Origin of the sequence: Hydrogenovibrio kuenenii DSM 12350 (assembly GCF_000526715.1) — a bacterium.
GTDB classification, from domain to species: Bacteria; Pseudomonadota; Gammaproteobacteria; order Thiomicrospirales; family Thiomicrospiraceae; genus Hydrogenovibrio; species Hydrogenovibrio kuenenii.
The window spans coordinates 2,411,327-2,429,871 of record NZ_JAGP01000001.1 but is presented as its reverse complement, the minus strand read 5'-3'; the positions used below and the strand labels follow the sequence as shown (position 1 = coordinate 2,429,871).

The window sequence follows — 18,545 nt, the reverse complement described above, 5'->3', positions numbered from 1 at the left end:
GGCAATTCAATGCAAACTTCATGAGGACATTATACAAGCGTGATCGCTAGGCAATTTAGCTATAACATTCAATCAATCGATTGAATGTTATAGCAATGGTCATTACAATGCAATTTGTTTTATGCGGATACCACACACTATGACAATCAACCATCAGCCATCTATTGTCCATGGCATCTCACTCAACAAACATCAATTTGCCATGCATCTCATCCAGATTTTTCTTGTCGGCTTAACTATCGGTATGACTCGTGTGGTTGTACCTGGGCTGGCTAAAACGGATTTTGGACTGGCAGATCAAGCTTTTTTCTTGCTAACCTCATTTGTTGTCGTGTTCGGTATCGTCAAAGCAGTAATGAATCTGTTTGCCGGTAAACTCAGCGAGCACCATGGCCGTAAACGCGTATTGATTTGGGGTTGGCTGATTGCCTTGCCCATTCCGTTTATGCTGCTTTATTCTCCAAATTGGAATTGGATTATCGCTGCTACCGTTTTATTGGGATTCAACCAAGGGTTATGTTGGTCAATGGCACTTAACAGTAAATTGGATTTAGCTAAAAGTACTCAAAAAGGCCTAGTAAATGGTGTTAATGAATTTTCCGGCTACGCTGCTGTCGGGATAGCGGGGTTTGTAACCGCCTATTTTGTTGAGCTTTGGGGCGCGAAAGAGGGTCTATTCATTTTCAGTTTAATTGTGATTTTATCTGGCTTATTGCTGGCAAAATTTACCATTATTGAAACCTTACCTTGGGCGCAATTGCACACCCAAAATGCACAAGCGGCAGGTCAGGAAACAACGCATAAAACACTTGGGCAGCTTTTCAAAACCGCAAGTATTGAAAACAAACACCTTATCGCACTCAATCAAGCCGGGCTGGTAGAAAAATTCACCGATGCCATTATTTGGATATTCCTTCCCGTCTACTTTCTCACGCAAAAGCTTACTTTAGTACAGGCAGGGGCGATCATTGCCGTGTACGGTATTGTTTGGGGCGCAAGCCAATTGATTACGGGGCCGCTTTCCGACAAAATCGGTCGCAAAATTTTGATTGTATGGGGGATGATATTTTGTGGCGTGGGTATTCTCGCCATTCCTTATACTGCAAGCATTTCATTGTGGACATTGGAAGCCGCTTTTATCGGATTCGGTATGGCAATGCTCTACCCAAACTTAGGAGCGGCTGTTGGTGACTTTGCACCGGCACAACACCGTGCAAGCCTAATTGGTATCTATCGTTTCTGGCGAGATTCCGGCTATGCCTTTGGCGCTTTAGCAATGGGGATTATGGCGCAATGGTCACAAAACCTGATTTTGCCTTTCTGGTTCGTCAGCATCGCCATGTTACTATCGGCTATAGTCGTTCAGATTAGTCTGCCGAAAAAAACGTAAAAATCTGCCAGGCTGGGGTAACTAATTTTTCTAAAAAAGTGACTGAGTTGTTTGCTCTGCATTAGATTTTTTAGGTGTACTGTTATCCTTCGCCTTTTCTTCTTCAGAAAGGAATTGTGAAATCGGCTGATCGGGAAAATCTTGCTCATATTCCGCAATCATTTGCTTTGCCAGTACCGAGATGGATTTATGACTGGAGTGCAATGCATTATGGATAAAGTGGGCAAGCGCAGCCTGCTTTTGTTTTGGATAAGGGTGAAGATAAGGCAAACAAGCCAACAAATTTTCTTGCGTCTGCCAATGCCGTATCAAACCTAGACTTCGAAAAATATCATTTACCTCGCCATCTGTTAGCGTTTGTTGATTCAACAGATAAAACTTTAATAGTTCGCTGGCGCCACGTTGTTGTTTTTGTTTTAGCAGAGGAATGACTTGGGAGATGAAGTCTGATTGTATTTTATACTGTCGATAAATGGCTTGCAGGTCATCGGGATGACCATTCCAGGTATTCAAAGCACTTTCTAAACTCATTTTTCAAAGCTCGACTTTAGGCTCATGTAAACTCCTGGCAACAAAGTGAAAAGGATGTAGATGATCTTGCCTTTGCTCTATTGAACCGATTTCATTTACAGATTGCAAATTTGTTTTCTGTAAAATAGACATTCCATAAACAAAACGCCGTAAAGATGAAAAAACAGACCCCTAGCGATCGCAACTTTGACAGCCTGATTCATAAATTTGAAAAACGGGTTTACAACACCGTTAAAGGCGAATGGCGTCTAAAACTGGTAAAAGAAGATCTTGATCACCTCTACCAACAATCCAAGTTAAATGTTTGGGATGCGGGTTGTGGTTTTGCTCAGGTATCGCAATGGTTGGCTGAAGCTGGGCATCAGGTGACTTTATGCGATTTGTCTCAAAAAATGCTCCATCAAGCTGAAAAAAGTTTTTCTGAAGCCGATCTACAAGCAGAATTTTTACACGGTGCCGCACAGGATTTGGCACCGGAATTACCCGATTTCGATTTGGTGCTGTTTCATGCCGTGCTCGAATGGCTAGCAACCCCTTTGGAAACCCTTAAAACCGTTGCTGACAAAGTGAAACCTGGCGGTACGCTTTCCTTATTGTTCTACAACCGCAATGCGTTTGTTTACAACAACGTGCTAAAGGGTGAATGGCGCTGGCAATATATTTTGGACGACGCCTATATTGGCAAAGGCAAGAATCTCACGCCCCCGAATCCACAATTTCCCCATGACGTCATCAGCGCTTTACAAGGCTGGGGCTTTGATATTCAAATGCAAACCGGCATACGGGTGTTTCATGATTACCTCACGCCCCAAGTGCTGGAAAAATCAGATCAAGACGAACTCTTTGCCCTAGAATATCAATATTGCCGAATGCCTACCTACAGAGACATGGGGCGCTACATTCATTTAGTCGCACAAAAATTATGAACAACACTCAACATCTGCAAAAACAACTACTGTCACAAGCTTTTAAACAATTAAAGCGCCAGCCCAAGCTGCTACAAATCAGTTTGTTCTGGCTACCCACACTATTTGGGTTGTTCATTATTCTCGGCACCTTGGCCTATGTTTATGAAAGCGAGGTCGCCCGCCCTCAAATGGCCTATATGGGCGTACCCAAAACACAAAATGACTGGGAAATGCTAACTCACACGCTAAGAAACGATGGTTATATGGTGGGTTATTCAGAAAAATTGGGGAATCCGCTGTGGGTCACTTATCGCGTGACACAAAATAGAAAAAAGTTTGGCAAGCGCGGAGAATTTCATGCCGACTGGCGCAGCCTACGCCATGTCACAACCGACGATTACCGCCGAACGGGCTATGATCGCGGGCACATGGCACCCAACTATCTCATTGCCAGCCGTTACGGTCGAACCGCGCAGTTGCAAACTTTTCTCATGACTAATATCACACCACAAAAACATAAATTCAATGCCAAAATCTGGCAAAGATTGGAAGAAGTCAGCGCCGATGTGTTCTCCAAAGAATTTAAAAGCTTTTGGGTGGTAACAGGCCCCATTTTTGATGCCAAACCTAAAACCTTAAAAGGTTCAAAAATTGCGATTCCAACAGCTTTTTATAAGATTTTCGTGCGCCCAGCCATAGATGATAAACCGCCAATTGCTCTAGCTTTCATTATGCCGCAAACCGCTAAGCCAAACGATTCACTCTTAAAATACGTGGTGCCAATTGACGAGGTGGAAAAACGCACAGGTATCGACTTTTTCTGGAAACTCAAGGATACTGTTGAAAATAAACTGGAAGCACATTCCAACATTAAAGCGTGGGGATTACCCGCCGTTGCAAATCGACCTAGCCGTTATTAATCAGTATGGAAGAACCTAAAAAACAACTTGATATCGCCAGCCGCCGCCAATTTTTAAAAAATGGTAGCGCCTTCCTTTCGTTGGGCGCGATTGGACTGCTTGCCGGATGCACACCAACACAAGTCCGCAGAAGCTTTAGCTCGGCCGAACAACTCTATAAAGGCGATGTGCCAAGTGCGTTGACCTCACAAATACCTGTAACCGGCATCCCACAAATCGACCACCTAGTTCGTAAACAAATCAATCATCTCGTTAAAGAGCTGGCGAAAACTTGGGGCGATAAAAAAGTCGCTTCTCAAAAAGAGTATGTTAAATACACCGACAAATACCAAAGTCGTGCCATCATCAACTTCAAGACAGGCCATATCCGTGTCGAAACTGTGGTTGCCAAAAATGAAAAAGCAGCATTAAAAGCCGCCATCATCAGCACTCTTCTCACGCCTGATGACCCGAGTACGGTCGATTTATTGTCTGACAAATCTGTCAAAACCGGTCAAAAACCATTTTTATACGGACTGGTATTGGATCGAGATAAAAAATCCGTCACCACCCAATGGCGTGCTGGCCGCTATGCAGATTATCTACTGGCACACGCTTATAAAAGCGACAGCTACAATGGTAAAGCTCGCCATTACGTCACCTTTGAAATGGTGAAAGATCACGATCAGAGCCAACAAAGAAAATATGCCTCACAGGTTAAGCGTGAAAGTAAACGTTTTGATATTGAGCCAGCATTGGTTTATGCCATTATCGAAACTGAAAGTGCGTTCAACCCTTATGCCATGAGCCATATTCCCGCTTACGGCTTGATGCAGATCGTACCGCAAACTGCAGGGCGCGATGCATACCGTTTGATTCACAATAAAGATGTCGCCCCCAGCAAAAACTATCTATTTAAAGCTGACAACAATATCGAGATGGGTACAGCCTACTTGCATATTCTCGATACCAAATACCTCGGCAATATCAAACATGAAAAATCACGAGAATACTGCGTGATTGCTGCCTACAACACCGGCAGTGGCAATGTACTCAAAGCTTTCGATAACGACCGTGGTCGCGCTGTTGATAAGATCAATAAACTGTCCAGCCAGCAGGTCTATCAACACCTAGTCAACCACTTGAAATACGAAGAAGCACGTCATTACGTACAAAAGGTCACGCGCAATAAAACCAAATACCTCAAAGCTTGAGGTAAATAGCGCTACCCCAGCCTGGCAGATTTTCAAATCAAACCAACTTGTTTGCGAATCCATTTTGCCAACCCATTGAATCCATTATAATAAGCGACATAATTGCCCAGCTGTTGTAAGGACACTCGTGAAAGATAACATTTACGCCCAACCTCATGAAGCACTCGCCGCATTTCAATTTGATGAATCGGTGGTTGCCGTTTTCCCCGATATGATTCAACGCTCGGTGCCAGGCTATCAGACCATTCTGACTGGCATCGGTGAGCTTACGGAAAACTTCAGCCAGCCAAATAGTAAACTCTATGACTTAGGGTGTTCACTCGGTGCGGCGACCATCACCATGCGCCGTAAGGCGAAAGCGGGTTGTGAAATCATTGCGGTCGATAATTCCAGTGCCATGATTGAACGAGCCAAAGAACATATTCTAGCTTTTCATGCCGATGTTCCCGTCGAGCTACTTTGCGAAGATATACAGAACGTCACCATCGAAAATGCTTCGGTGGTGGTGATTAACTTCACACTACAGTTCATTGAGCCTGAAGACCGCCAAGCTTTAATTGACACCATTTACCAAGGCTTAAAACCGGGTGGAATCCTTATTTTGTCGGAAAAAATTCATTTCGAGCAGCCAGCGATTCAGTCGGCTATTGAACATTTACACTTACAGTTCAAACGAGCGAATGGTTATTCGGAGTTGGAAATTGGCCAAAAAAGAGCTTCCCTCGAAAACGTGCTAATTAGCGATACTGAAACCACACATTTAGACCGTTTGAAAACAGCGGGATTTGACTCAGCATCCATCTGGTTTCAAGCGTATAATTTCGTCTCATTTTTAGCCATTAAATCCTGATTAAAGCTTAGTGCCACGTGAAACATTATTTTGAACATTACAAATCCTTTTGGTCAACGCTCGCCGACACGCGCCTTGAAGAGTGGAAAGAAGTCTTACCTCCAATTCTTGAGCAGGCCTTAACACCTGAAAACAATGGCAACTTACCTCGTTGGCAACCTGCTTTGGAAGCGATATTTCAATACCCGAAGTCAGAAAATTATCAACTTAACACTTCGGCTATTACCGTTCACTCAAGTAATACCACAGACGATAATCGCGAAACATTAAGTGCCCATTTAAAAGATTTAATGCCCTGGCGCAAAGGCCCTTTCGATATTGAAGGCGTTTTTATCGACACCGAGTGGCACTCAGACTGGAAATGGGATCGTGTCCAACCTCATTTACGTAGTTTAAAGGGCAAAAAAGTACTGGATATTGGCTGTGGTAGCGGTTATCACATTTGGCGCATGATGGGCGAAGGTGCAGAGTTAGCCGTTGGCGTTGACCCAAGTTTATTGTTTATGAGCCAGTTTTTGGTGTTGAAGCATTTTATCGGTGAAGAAGTGCCCGCTTACTTCTTGCCGCTAACCTTAGAGCAACTCCCTGTCATCAACAAAGCCGAAGAATTCGACACTGTTTTCTCCATGGGCGTGCTTTATCACCGCCGCTCTCCCATCGACCACCTTTTGGATTTGAAAAAACACCTCAAACCCGGTGGCGAGCTGGTGCTAGAAACACTGGTCGTCCCCGAAAGTTATGGACAATTGCTGGTGCCGGCAGAGCGTTATGCACAAATGAATAATGTCTGGTTTTTGCCTTCCGTTCCCGAACTGATGCGTTGGATGGAAAAATGTGGCTACAAAAACGTGCGTTGCGTTGATCTCGATCAGACTTCAATTGAAGAACAGCGTTCTACAGAATGGATGGAGTGGAATTCATTGGAGAGCTTTTTAGACCCGAATGATGCCTCCAAAACCATTGAAGGTTATCCCGCGCCTTTAAGAGCGGTTATATTAGCCAATAAGTAAAACATGGTGTAAAAATCTGGCTTTGAAGGGCCTAAGAGCTTCTTCCAATTTCTTTTAAACATGTTGAAAGACTTCTGCCTAACGAAGTCTATATAATGAAGCCACTTGTCTATCACTAACGACAAAACACAATTTCTGAGAACAAGAAAAGGCACATTATGTCCGCAACCAATTTATCTGAAAAATTTTCTGCATTATTGGCGAGATTGGATCAACATATTCTCGGTCAACATCACCTTACTGAACGCATGTTGGTCGCTTTACTGGCTGATGGCCACGTATTGGTAGAAGGCCCTCCGGGTCTGGCTAAAACCAAAGCCATTAAAACCCTATCTGAATTGATCGAAGGCGATTATCACCGTATTCAATTCACACCGGATTTATTGCCTTCCGATATCACCGGAACCGAAGTTCTGCAGCCTAATGGTGAATTTGGTCTGCAAAAAGGCCCTATCTTTCATAACTTAATTCTTGCCGATGAAATCAACCGAGCACCTGCCAAAGTGCAATCTGCATTGTTAGAAGCCATGGCAGAAGAACAGGTTACCGTGGGAAAACACACGCTACCGCTTGAACGTTTGTTTATGGTTATGGCAACCCAAAACCCGATCGAACAGGAAGGAACCTATCCTCTGCCGGAAGCGCAGCTCGACCGCTTTATGCTGCATGTACAAATCGACTACCCAAATGCAGAAACTGAACGCAACATTTTGAATCTGGTTGAAGACGAAGCACGAGACAACAGCGCAGGATTCCCGTATTTCGAGCCATTATCACAAGAAGATTTATTTGAAGCCAGAAACGAAATTCTGAATCTCTATCTATCCGAAGAAACCAAGACCTATATTGTCGAATTGGTAATGGCTACCCGTCAATTGGAAAAATATGACCCAGCACTCGCGAAATACATCGAGTTTGGCGTTAGCCCTCGTGCAACCCTCGCCTTATCACGTGGTGCGCGTGCATTGGCTTGGTTAAAAGGTCAGGATTTTGTCAGCCCGGAAGAAGTTCAAGCGATTGTACATGATGTTTTCCGTCATAGATTATTACTGAGTTTCGAAGGCGAAGCAGCAGGTATGACTGCCGACAAATTGGTCGACCAACTGATTCAATTGGTACCTGTTATCTAAGCTTGGACAAATGATGACAGAAGCAAACCCAACGCAAAATACCTATTTGGATAATCCGGCGATCTATTCTCAGCTGGATGAATTGCTGCGCGTTAGGTTTCATGTGAAACGCCTTAGACTCAATAGCCAACAAAAGCTGATTTCCGAAAAAGCCGGCTACCGCCAAGCCATTCGCAAAGGGCGAGGCATGGAATTCAACGAAGTGCGGGAATATGCGGCCGGAGATGACATTCGCCACATCGATTGGAAAGTGAGCGCTCGCACTCAAAAATACCACACCAAATTGTTTACCGAAGAACTGGAACGCCCTGTTCTCTGTTTATTGGAGCAAAGCCCAAAACTGTTTTTTGGCAGCCAAACCCGCTTCAAATCAGTGCAAGCGCTCAATATCGCTGCGCTGATTGGCTGGATTACCTTGCAGGAAGGTGACCGCTTTGGCGGTTATGTTTTTAATCACAAAGCGCATCAGTGGGTTGAAGCAAAACACCAAGCTAAGACCGTTTTACAGTTTTTAAGCGCTGCAAGCACCTTACAACAACAGGTGACAAAACCTGGCAGCCAGACCGACTGGCAGCAACATCTAGCGCAAGTGTTACCCTATTTAAAATCTGGTAGTCGCGTCTATTTGATTGGGGATTTTTTGGATGTAGAGGCGGATTTTTTTAAAACGCTATCGAATTTCAAATCTCATTGCGAAATTGTCTTGATTCATCTTTTTGATCCTATTGAATCTAATCTGCCAACGCAAGGGTTGCTCAAACTGACCGATGGTGAAAGCCAAACTGATTTTGATACTTTTTCATCCGCTCAATTGGCAGATTATCATGCGCAATATGAATCACGCTTTGAACAATTACAACAGCTAAGCCATGGTATGCAAATTCCGTTACTCTCGGTCTCAACGCAAGAAAATGCATTAGAAAGCCTGCGTGCTCAAAAGGTGGTGACCTAAGATGCCGACAACCATGCCGAACACCATGCTCAACACTCTACCGAATACTAATGCCGCAACTAATGTCTCACCTCAACTGCAAGCTGCTTTATCACAGCTGCATGACATAGTGGTGCCCCCTCCGGTTGGCTGGTGGCCTATTTCCGATTCACTTATTGCGTTATTTATTGGTGTTGCCGGCATTATCATTGGGTTGAGTTGGTATTTTTTGAATCAACGCAAACAAAACCAATATCGTCGAGAAGCACAGTCTTTATTTGACGATGCCATTGCAAAATCCGACAACCCAAAGCGTCAGTTACAAATTGCAAACCAACTACTCAAACAAGTAGCAATTACCAGCTATGGACGGAAACAAGTCGCCGGCCTCACGGGTATAGATTGGGTATTGTTTCTAAAACAAAGCGCATCCTATGTACAACAACCAGATGGCCTAGAGGATTGCTTTGCCTCACTCTACAACCCAAACCAACCTTTAGAACCGCAAGACATTCAAGAAACGCTCAATTATGTGAAGCAATGGATTAAGGGGCATCACAAATGAGTTTAGATTTCTTAGATAGCTTCAGCTTTTTGTGGGCTTGGATGCTAGCCTTCTTACCCTTGCCTTGGATTATGCGCCTAATACTACCGCCAGCCGCACAAAAGCAACTCCCGCTGTTTGCGCCACACTTGATGGCAAGATTATCAAAATCTACCAGTCTGCCCTCTCTAGAAGCGAACGGTCAACAAAGACGAATTCCGTGGTTATTTATTCTGCTTTGGTTACTGATAATTTTGGCTGCCATGCGCCCCGTTTGGTTTCTAACACCAACCACTTTTACCGCCAGCGGTAAAGACATGATGTTGGCAGTGGATTTGTCCGGCAGTATGGAAAAAAACGATATGATACTTGACGGTAAACCCGTCGATAGACTTACTTCCGTTAAAGCGGTGGTCTCTCAGTTTATTAAAAAACGTCAAGGCGATCGCATGGGTTTGGTGGTATTCGGTACGCAAGCGTTTCTGCAAAGCCCTTTAACCTACGATTTAAAAACCGTCGAATCCCTACTCAATCAAACTGAAATTGGTATGGCGGGAAACAACACAGCTATTGGTGATGCGATAGGAATTACGCTGAAACATCTGCGCCAAGCTCACCAAAAAAATGCAGTGATGATTTTGCTGACCGATGGTTCCAATACCGCCGGCACGGTGCAACCGATAGACGCCGCTAAACAAGCGAAAAAAATGGGCTTAAAGATCTATACCATCGGTATTGGTCGCTCTCAGGCTAGCGCAATGAGCGTCTTCTTCGGTGGCAGCGATATGGATTTAGCTACTTTGAAAAACATCGCCAAAATCACTGGCGGTCAATTCTTCTATGCGGCTGACACAGACAAACTGAACAAGGTTTATGACAGCATCGATAAACTCGAATCCACACCTCATGAGCTTCATCAGTATCGCATGCGAGAAGAATTGTTTGTCTGGCCGCTTGGCTTAGCATTGTTACTCAGTCTCTTGGTTGTTATCAATAGACTCTATCAACCGAGCAGGCTATTTAAAAACCGCTTAAATACCACAGAGACTGAAAACAGCTCATCTACGTCTACTGATTCAACAGGTCCGTCTTCAGGAGGATCCTTATGAGTTCTGCTGAAATGGCTTTCCACTTTTTACGCCCTGAATGGCTCTGGCTACTACTACCTTCCGCATGGCTAGGCTGGAAACTCTGGCAAAGACGCAGTCAACAAAGCAGTTGGCAAGAGGTTATTAACCCAAGTTTCAAACCGATTCTACTGGGTGAAACAGCTGAGAAAGCCGATAAACCATGGGAAGTGATTGGTTTAATGCTAATTTGGTTCAGTGCAATCATTGCACTGTCTGGTCCGACTTGGGATCAAGTAAAAGTACCCGCAGAAAAATCAACTGAAGGCACGGTGATATTACAAGATTTGTCTTTATCTATGTTGGCAGACGACCTTAAACCCAATCGCATTAGACGAACACAATACAAACTCATCGACCTGTTAAAACAGCATCCGGAAATGGCAACAGGCATGGTTGTCTATGCCGGCAGTGCCCATACTTTAGCACCCATTTCAGACGATAATGAAACCCTGCTATCGCTCATTCCACACTTAAGCCCAACCATGATGCCTAAATATGGTTCTGATGCCGTACAGGGTGTCAAAAAAGCACTCAGCCTATTCAAAGGCGCACATATCAAACACGGTCACTTGATTTGGGTGATGGACGATATTGAACCAAATGCCATTTCCAAGGTGGTATCACTGATTAAAGATGCAAAAGTCAGCGTAAGTATTTTAATCAGCGGTACTGCAGATGGCGGGCCGATTCCCGTACCAAACTACGGCTTACTGAAGGATGACAGTGGCAAAATCATCATGGCAAAAATTCCCGTCGCACGGATTCAAAAACTGGCTCAAGCTTTGGATGCACGCGTAACGCTCCTGCAAAACTCAGATGATGATTTGCCTGTATTGCTGCCCCCATTCCTTAATCAAATGGCAGCTCAACAAGCCAAAAACAAAAAAAATCCACCCAAGACATTTACCGCTTGGTTAGATAAAGGCATGTACCTGCTTTATTTACTGGTGCCTTTAATTGCATTGGCTTATCGTCGCGGTTGGTTATTTAGTGTTTCTATCGGTAGCGGCTTACTCGCATTTTGGTTAATGGGCGCTAGCTCTCTTTACTCTTCACCTACTTTTGCGGCAGAAACGCAAAACACGGAAAGCACTGCTAAGGCAACACAAAAAACCAAACATGAAGATGCCAGCGTGCATTTTACGGATGTGTTCAAATCACCCAATCAGCAAGGTTATGAAAAATGGCAGCAGAAGGATTACGAAACGGCTGCTGACCGCTTTGAAAGCCCTGGCTGGAAAGGTGCTAGCTACTATCGTGCTGGAGACTATAAAGAAGCACAAAAACAGTTTAGTTTGGAACACACTCCCGAAGGTCATTACAATCAAGGTAACGCCTATGCACACCTGGGAGAACTTAAAAAGGCAAAAGAACAATATCAGGCGGCTTTAAAAGCGCGTCCCAACTGGTCTAAAGCGAAGCAAAACCTGAATCTGGTGGAGAAACTATTAAAGCATAAACAAGCCAAACAACACCAAAAGGCATCGCAGCAGAACCAAACGAACAATCAGCAAAACCAACAAAACTCTTCTGGCGGGCAGCAACCTTCCAAGAAAAAAGGGAAAGAAAACAGCAATGCCGATCATTCTGGTAAGTCTGATGCTAAAAACGACTTGAACCAACCCGTTCAAGCCAAACCAAAAGATGAATCTGGAAAACCCGCTAAAGATAAACAGTCAGAATCTAAAAACGTACAGAATAAGCCACAACCAGAAAAAAGCAAACAATCACCAGACTCACAAAAACAAGCTGAAAAATCTGGGCAAAAAACAGGTAAAAAAGGTCAGCAGGCGACAGAAATGTCTCAGGTAAAACCAAACAAACAACCGCATCCGAACGGAAAACAAACAGCACCTAGTAGGCTCTCTGAACAAATGAAAGACGGAAAAGGACAATCAGGTAAAAAACTAACCGAGTCAGAGCAAGCAGAAAAAGCTTGGCTAAACCAAATTCCAGATGAACCTGGGCTTTTTTTGAAACGGAAATTTGAGTATCAATATCAACTACAGCATCAAAACTCTGATAACACGCAAAATTCAGGGAAAATATGGTGATCATGAATACAATACGAGAAATGCAGTGAGACTATGGCAATGACCCCCGTTCAATTTTTACAAAGTGCAGCAACAGAACGCCTGAAACGTAAATGGCTGGTGTCGGCTATGGCTTTTTTAATGGCTATGTTTACCCTAAATGCCTTTGCTGCTACCAAAACACTGACCGTTTCCACTGACCGCCAAAAAGTCGAAATGGGCGATGTCATTGATTTGGTGATACAAACCAACTTCCAAACATTTGATGACCTGGATTTGTCGCCACTTAAAGATCAATTCAAGATTTTGGGCACACAGCGCTCTACTAATGTCAGCATAGTGAATGGTAATTACAAGGCGCTAACGCGCTGGGATGTGAACATCACACCCAAGCAAATCGGTGAATTAATGGTGCCGCCTTTGACAGTTGATAGCATTAGCAGTCAGCCCTATAAACTCTATGTTTCGGCGATGAAGAAAACCGGACGACAAGGTGTCAGTTTCTTAGAGTCTTCAGTCAGCACCAACAAAGCCTACGTACAGCAACAGGTAATCTACACGCTGAAATACTACCATTTGGGGCGTTTTATTGATGGCAATATCAGACCGCCTATTTTTAAAAATTCCATAAATAAGCAGCTTAAAAATCAGGTAAATTATCAAAAAACCATTAATGGACAACTCTACCAAGTCTATGAGTGGAGCTGGGCTTTTTACCCGCAAAAAAGCGGTACACTGACAATTCCACCTGAAGAATTTGATGGCCGCCTGCAATACCGTGGCGTGATTAAAATGATCCGTAACACTAGCCAACCTTTAACGCTTAAGGTAATGCCTCAAGACGCAAGTTATCCTAAAGATCAAACCTGGCTACCGACACCTCAACTAAATCTGACACAAGATTGGCAAACGCCAGATAAGCTTCGGGTCGGGGATTCAATTACACGCACTATCCATTTACAAGCGCAAGATTTGATGTCTTCGCAATTGCCGGATATATCATTGGAAGAACAAGGGAGTTTCCATGTTTATCCGGACGACCCTAAACTGTCTGATCAAGAAACCGATGAAGGGGTAATTTCCGCCAAAACCGTCAAAATGGCAATTGTGCCTTTAGAAGCAGGAAAAATCACCTTACCACCTATAAAAATCAGTTGGTGGAACACACAAACCCATAAACAGGAAACCAGTGTTTTGCCGGCAAAAACATTGGAAGTCTTACCGTCGCTTAAACCACAAACAAACCTAACCCCTTTAGCGCCTCAAGCGAACCAAACCAAGGTTTCACATGAAACGACAGTTAGCCTTGGAAAATCATCTTGGCTCTGGCAGGCTTTAACGGGAGTATTTGCATTACTCTGGCTTGTCACTTTGATTCTTTATTGGCGCGAGCGCAAACAATCAAGCCATGTAAAAACAAAGCAAGCAAACCAAAGCGTGTCTGGTTCGGAGAAAATATCGGTACATCCAACAATCCGTCAGATTTGCGATTTGAGTAGTGCAAAGGATGCTAAAGGCGTTTATCTAGCCTTTAATCATTGGTCTCAGACGTTTCCCGATAATGCACAGCAATTCTTATCTTCACCAGACAATGCCGCAATCTTTGAGGATTTAAAGGCGCACCTGTTCCACCAGACGACTTTAGGCGAACAAACGCTTAATGGGCTTTGTGGAGCATTGAAAGCAGCGGAGAATCAAAATTCGAAGGTATCTGACAAGCAAGAAGGTCGACAGCTGGATCCGATCTATCCAACCTAAAAATATACCAGGCTGGGTTATCTATCCCTGACCCCAGCCTGGCAGATTTTAGCAATACAAAACTATAAATAGATAGTAAGCAACAAAGCCCCAAGATGCAGCCAAGCAACCAATGCTAAGCCTTTTATGGTTTGATCTTTTTGTTTAAATTTGGCATATATCGAACCCAAAACCAAGCCGAAAAAGAATACCATCAAGGAAGATTCAAACTCCGTATAAATATTGGTGTGAATGCCCATAAACAATAGCGCACTAATCAACACGATCATAGCTGGTTTAAAACGCGGCCAAAGCACTTCAAATAACGCATAACGCACGATTAACTCTTCAGCCACCGCGGTAGAAATCATCATGATGAAAATGCCGATACCCAACCCAGGTTGATACCATTCCAACACAATCGAAAGGAGGATTAAGGCAATAAAATTCAACGCTATAAACCAGCAGTCATTGGAGCCACGGCGCACGAAAATGGCACTGGCAGCAATCACAAATACCGTCACCACCAACGGCCAGTTAATGACGATGAAATGCTCAGCAAATTTACTATCGAGCGTAATCGCCGTAAAAGCATGTAACTTGGTCACAATCAAAATAATAAAAAGCAAAGCAAAAATATTCTTTGCCGTTATATATTGTCGCATCATCTTCCTAGTCTCCTTCCATAGAGTTTATTTAATTGGCACTATGCCCATCTGCTATTTTTTGCACTTCAGGATAGTTGGTTTTACCCGTACCCAACACAGGCATTTCCTCCACCAAGATCACCGTTTTCGGAATCATAATTTCAGACACTTCTGCTGCTCTAGCCGCCTCTTTGACCGTGTGGCGACTTAAAGATTCGTCATTGGTCACAAGAACGAGTTGTTCCCCTTTTCTTGGGTCAGCCACTGCTGCCACAACATGATGGCCTTCTGGACTGGCTTTGTTGATATAGTTTTCCACCGCCGCCAAAGAAATCATCTCTCCGCCAATTTTCGCAAAACGTTTGGCTCGCCCTTTAATCGACATATAACCTTCTTCATCAATATCGACAATATCGCCGGTGTCATGCCAACCATCTTTGGGTGGAATCAACACACCTGGCTGATCTGATAGTAAATAGCCTTTCATAATGTTCGGCCCTTTAACCAACAGGCGTCCACCTGCCTCAATCCCCTCGACAGGTTCCAAATGATACTCAATGCCTGGTACCAACTGACCCACAGTGCCATGTTTGAATTTTTGCGGGATATTCACCGCAAGCACCGGCGCCGTTTCAGTTACGCCATAACCTTCAAAAATGGGGGTATGGAATTTTTCAGCGTACAGTTGACGCGTTTCAGGGCGCAATCTCTCGGCGCCAGCAACCAAAGCACGAATACTGTAGAAGTCATAAGGATCGGCCTTTTTCGCATAGCCTGTAAAGAAGGTATCCGTTGCAAATAAGAACTTGGCATTCAGCTGATAGATCATTTCCGGAATCACCGCATAGTGTAACGGCGATGGATACATGTAAACACTTGCCCCTTTAAGCACTGGCCAAAGCGTACCCGCAGTTAAGCCAAAACTATGGAAAGTCGGCAAAGCATTAAAGATTTTCTCTCCTGGTAGTAATGTAAGTACCGCAGAGATTTGATCAATATTACTATTGATATTCTTATGCGATAAAACCACACCTTTTGGCGCACCTTCGGAGCCGGAAGTAAAGAGTACAACCGCTTCCTCTTCTTCATCTAAACCGTAGCCAGGCAGTTTTTTACTACAAGTCCAAAGCAAGCTTAATTTATCAAGCAAACCGATTTGTGCACGGATATCCTCTAAATAGATAAAGTCGGTTTGTGCAGACAGATTTTCGATTACCGCATCCAGCTGAAAAACTTCAACAAACTTGCGAGAAGTAATTACCGTCTGTAATTCTGCTGTTTCACAGGCAGATTTTATCGGCCCAAGTCCTGACGTAAAATTCAGCATTGCGGGTACATAACCATAGGCTTGTAGTGCAAAGAAAGTGGTTGGTAACCCTACAACATTCGGTAACAACACCCCCACTCGTTTCTGTTCACCAAGCTCTTGGTGCAACTTCTTACCGAGCACCTTACTGGCCGCCAACAATTTCTTCAGTGTCAGCGTATTGTGATTAAAATCTTCTAAACAAACTTCAGAAGCATCATAAGACTTTCTTGCCTTAACTAAGGCTTTAAAGAGCGATTGCGGTTCAAACTGTCCGTGGAAACCGGCATCCTTCAAAATATTAAAAATACGGTCTTTAAAGTATTCATGCTTGCGTGTACCTTTGTACCCTTTAGGCAGATTTAATTTTACGGCGGGTTGGATCGATAACTGAATCTTTGGAAACCATCGGCGCTTGGTATAGGCATAATGTGATCCATCTAGATAAGACAATTTACTTTTTTCTGCACCTGAAATATGGATCGGCAGAATCATTGCATTGGCTTTGGTAGCGACCATCGCCGTACCTTCATAGACCTTCATCAAGCTACCCGTGGTCGTAATACGCCCTTCGGGGAAAATCATACAATGGGTGCCGTTTTTCAGCTCTTGAATAACACGTTTGGTGGCGTAAGGATTATGGAACTCTACTTTGAAGTGATCAACAAAACTCAATAAGAAGCGTTCATACCACTGCTTGGTGTGCTCTTCGGCAATCATAAACGCTGTCTTACCCGGTAAAAAACTGGCAATCAACAAGCCATCAAGCAAAGAGGTGTGATTGGCGATAATCAGCATGGGCTCACCACTCTTATCGAGCGTATGATAATTTTCCAATCCTTTTACCTTGACGCGAAAAAATACCAAAAGCAGTAATTTCACCAATCGTTTCATGTTTTTATTTTTCCTATTTTCTGTTTACACCGAGCGGCTTATGCTGCCCATGTTTTTATTATTCTTCGATACTTAATCTTTTAGCACGCAACATAAACCAAATCGCTGCAACTAAATTCAATACCGCAATGCTTGTCAAAATGGTCAATAAAGACCAATCCAGCGCATAAAGCATCATAATCCATAGCGATGACGCCACCATAAATACGGCATTAAGGATGTTGTTGGCTGCCACCATGCGTGAACGCTTACCATCCGGTGTTTGCACTTGCAGAAGCGTATAAAGCGGGACAATATAGATGCCGCCTAATACGGCAATCAACCCCATTAAAACAAGCACAATATCGTGAAATGGACTACTTAGAAAATGCGACAGCGTTATCAGTCCGTGCTCACTGGTGTCCGTACCGGAATGTTGCATTAAGGCATTGGACAGCAACATTACCAAAGAGATACCCAATAAAGGCAGCACTAGCCAACGAAGTTGACGAATATTGGCTATATCCAGCTTAAATTGATTCACCACCCATGCGCCTAAACCAATACCAATGGAAAAGAGTGATAAGAACATCAATACCACTGAGTCGTTTGCACCTAACGTTTCCTTAACCAACACTGGCATTTGGCTTAAATAAGTTGCACCTAAAAACCAGAACCAAGAGATTGCCAATACCGCAAAAAATGCTTGTGGAAATTGGCGGGCATGAGCAACTTCATGACGAATTGCACCCAAAAGATTCCACTCTAAAGTAACAGGCTCAATTTTCAGGTCAGAAGAAGGAACTTTCAAACTCATAAGATAACCCGCTAGCGCAATCACTATAACGGTGAGAGACACCCATTTGATACCGTCTTGGCTCAGTACCATCCAGCCACCTAAAAGCGTGCCTAGCAAAATCGCAATAAAAGTAGACCCACTAAACCAACCATTGCCTTTCAAAAGTTCAGTTTCAGATAAATACTCAGGCAAAACCCCATATTTAATCGGACCGAAAAATGCGGATTGTGCGCCCATAAAAAACAAAACGACAAGTAATAGTTGAATATCCTGCATCCAAAAAGCGACTGCTGCCGTCAGCATAATTAATACTTCCGCTAACTTAATCTTTCGGATTAACATCGTTTTATCATGACTGTCAGCCAGTTGTCCGGCAAACGCGGATAATAGAAAAAACGGCAAAATGAAAATTCCCGCTGCTAAGGTAATGAGAAGCCCCGCTTCATTCGGTGTTTTCGCTAATTGAAAGGTGATGAGCATCACCAAAGCATTTTTAAAGACATTGTCATTAAATGCACCCAAGAACTGAACGCAAAACAAAGGAAAAAAACGTTTTTGAAAAAAGAAAGTCTTGGTCACAAACTTCAAAGCCTAATATTGATGAATTTGCATG

General features: G+C 43.6%; 16 protein-coding genes. 12 read left to right on the top strand and 4 right to left on the bottom strand.

From position 1 onward, the window contains the following. Positions 1-139 precede the first annotated feature (139 nt). The gene (locus tag N745_RS0111390; protein WP_024852257.1) at positions 140-1,390 is read left to right on the top strand and encodes an MFS transporter; all 1,251 of its coding nucleotides are present in this window, start codon (positions 140-142) and stop codon (positions 1,388-1,390) included. 30 nt (positions 1,391-1,420) lie between these two features. Here the strand turns inward: N745_RS0111390 and N745_RS0111385 are convergent, their stop codons facing one another. Beyond that, positions 1,421-1,921, bottom strand: coding sequence for a hypothetical protein (locus tag N745_RS0111385; protein ID WP_024852256.1), 501 nt, complete (start codon positions 1,919-1,921; stop codon positions 1,421-1,423). Positions 1,922-2,076: 155 nt separating this feature from the next. Here N745_RS0111385 and N745_RS0111380 point away from each other — a divergent pair, with 155 nt between their 5' ends. The 11 genes from N745_RS0111380 (at position 2,077) to N745_RS0111330 (ending at position 14,328) form a co-directional block, all read left to right on the top strand. Further along, complete coding sequence (locus N745_RS0111380) at positions 2,077-2,847, top strand: methyltransferase domain-containing protein (protein WP_024852255.1); 771 nt, start codon at positions 2,077-2,079, stop codon at positions 2,845-2,847. Beyond that, positions 2,844-3,749, top strand: coding sequence for a DNA/RNA non-specific endonuclease (locus tag N745_RS0111375; protein ID WP_024852254.1), 906 nt, complete (start codon positions 2,844-2,846; stop codon positions 3,747-3,749). The genes N745_RS0111380 and N745_RS0111375 overlap by 4 nt, the downstream gene beginning before the upstream one ends. 5 nt (positions 3,750-3,754) lie before the next feature. Then, positions 3,755-4,942 (top strand): murein transglycosylase domain-containing protein, encoded by a 1,188-nt coding sequence (locus tag N745_RS0111370; protein ID WP_024852253.1) that lies wholly within the window; start codon positions 3,755-3,757, stop codon positions 4,940-4,942. A 127-nt stretch (positions 4,943-5,069) separates the two neighbouring features. Then, positions 5,070-5,792 (top strand): carboxy-S-adenosyl-L-methionine synthase CmoA, encoded by a 723-nt coding sequence (gene cmoA, locus N745_RS0111365; protein WP_024852252.1) that lies wholly within the window; start codon positions 5,070-5,072, stop codon positions 5,790-5,792. A 17-nt stretch (positions 5,793-5,809) separates the two neighbouring features. Then, positions 5,810-6,802 (top strand): tRNA 5-methoxyuridine(34)/uridine 5-oxyacetic acid(34) synthase CmoB, encoded by a 993-nt coding sequence (cmoB, locus tag N745_RS12085; protein WP_038070749.1) that lies wholly within the window; start codon positions 5,810-5,812, stop codon positions 6,800-6,802. Positions 6,803-6,960: 158 nt separating this feature from the next. Next, the gene (locus tag N745_RS0111355; protein WP_024852251.1) at positions 6,961-7,932 is read left to right on the top strand and encodes an AAA family ATPase; all 972 of its coding nucleotides are present in this window, start codon (positions 6,961-6,963) and stop codon (positions 7,930-7,932) included. Between the two features lie 10 nt (positions 7,933-7,942). After that, positions 7,943-8,884: a DUF58 domain-containing protein gene (locus N745_RS0111350; protein ID WP_245595683.1), complete on the top strand. Its 942-nt coding sequence runs from the start codon at positions 7,943-7,945 to the stop codon at positions 8,882-8,884. 1 nt (position 8,885) lies between these two features. Then, on the top strand, positions 8,886-9,428 hold the full coding sequence (locus tag N745_RS0111345) for a DUF4381 domain-containing protein (protein ID WP_024852249.1): 543 nt from the start codon (positions 8,886-8,888) through the stop codon (positions 9,426-9,428). Next, positions 9,425-10,516, top strand: a complete 1,092-nt coding sequence (locus tag N745_RS0111340; RefSeq protein WP_024852248.1) for a vWA domain-containing protein — start codon at positions 9,425-9,427, stop codon at positions 10,514-10,516. Before N745_RS0111345 ends, N745_RS0111340 begins: the two co-directional genes overlap by 4 nt. After that, positions 10,513-12,591 carry a VWA domain-containing protein gene (locus tag N745_RS0111335; RefSeq protein WP_024852247.1) on the top strand — a complete coding sequence of 693 codons (2,079 nt, stop codon included), beginning with the start codon at positions 10,513-10,515 and terminating at the stop codon, positions 12,589-12,591. Before N745_RS0111340 ends, N745_RS0111335 begins: the two co-directional genes overlap by 4 nt. A gap of 33 nt (positions 12,592-12,624) precedes the next feature. Continuing rightward, positions 12,625-14,328, top strand: a complete 1,704-nt coding sequence (locus N745_RS0111330; RefSeq protein WP_024852246.1) for a BatD family protein — start codon at positions 12,625-12,627, stop codon at positions 14,326-14,328. A 62-nt stretch (positions 14,329-14,390) separates the two neighbouring features. On the opposite strand, the gene N745_RS0111325 is transcribed toward N745_RS0111330, so the two are convergent. From N745_RS0111325 to N745_RS0111315, 3 genes are read right to left on the bottom strand one after another with little or no spacing between them, the layout of a single operon-like run. Beyond that, positions 14,391-14,975 carry a CPBP family intramembrane glutamic endopeptidase gene (locus N745_RS0111325; protein ID WP_024852245.1) on the bottom strand — a complete coding sequence of 195 codons (585 nt, stop codon included), beginning with the start codon at positions 14,973-14,975 and terminating at the stop codon, positions 14,391-14,393. A gap of 28 nt (positions 14,976-15,003) precedes the next feature. Continuing rightward, on the bottom strand, positions 15,004-17,154 hold the full coding sequence (locus N745_RS0111320; protein WP_024852244.1) for an AMP-binding protein: 2,151 nt from the start codon (positions 17,152-17,154) through the stop codon (positions 15,004-15,006). 58 nt (positions 17,155-17,212) lie between these two features. Next, positions 17,213-18,511 (bottom strand): MFS transporter, encoded by a 1,299-nt coding sequence (locus N745_RS0111315; protein ID WP_024852243.1) that lies wholly within the window; start codon positions 18,509-18,511, stop codon positions 17,213-17,215. Positions 18,512-18,545: the final 34 nt, after the last annotated feature.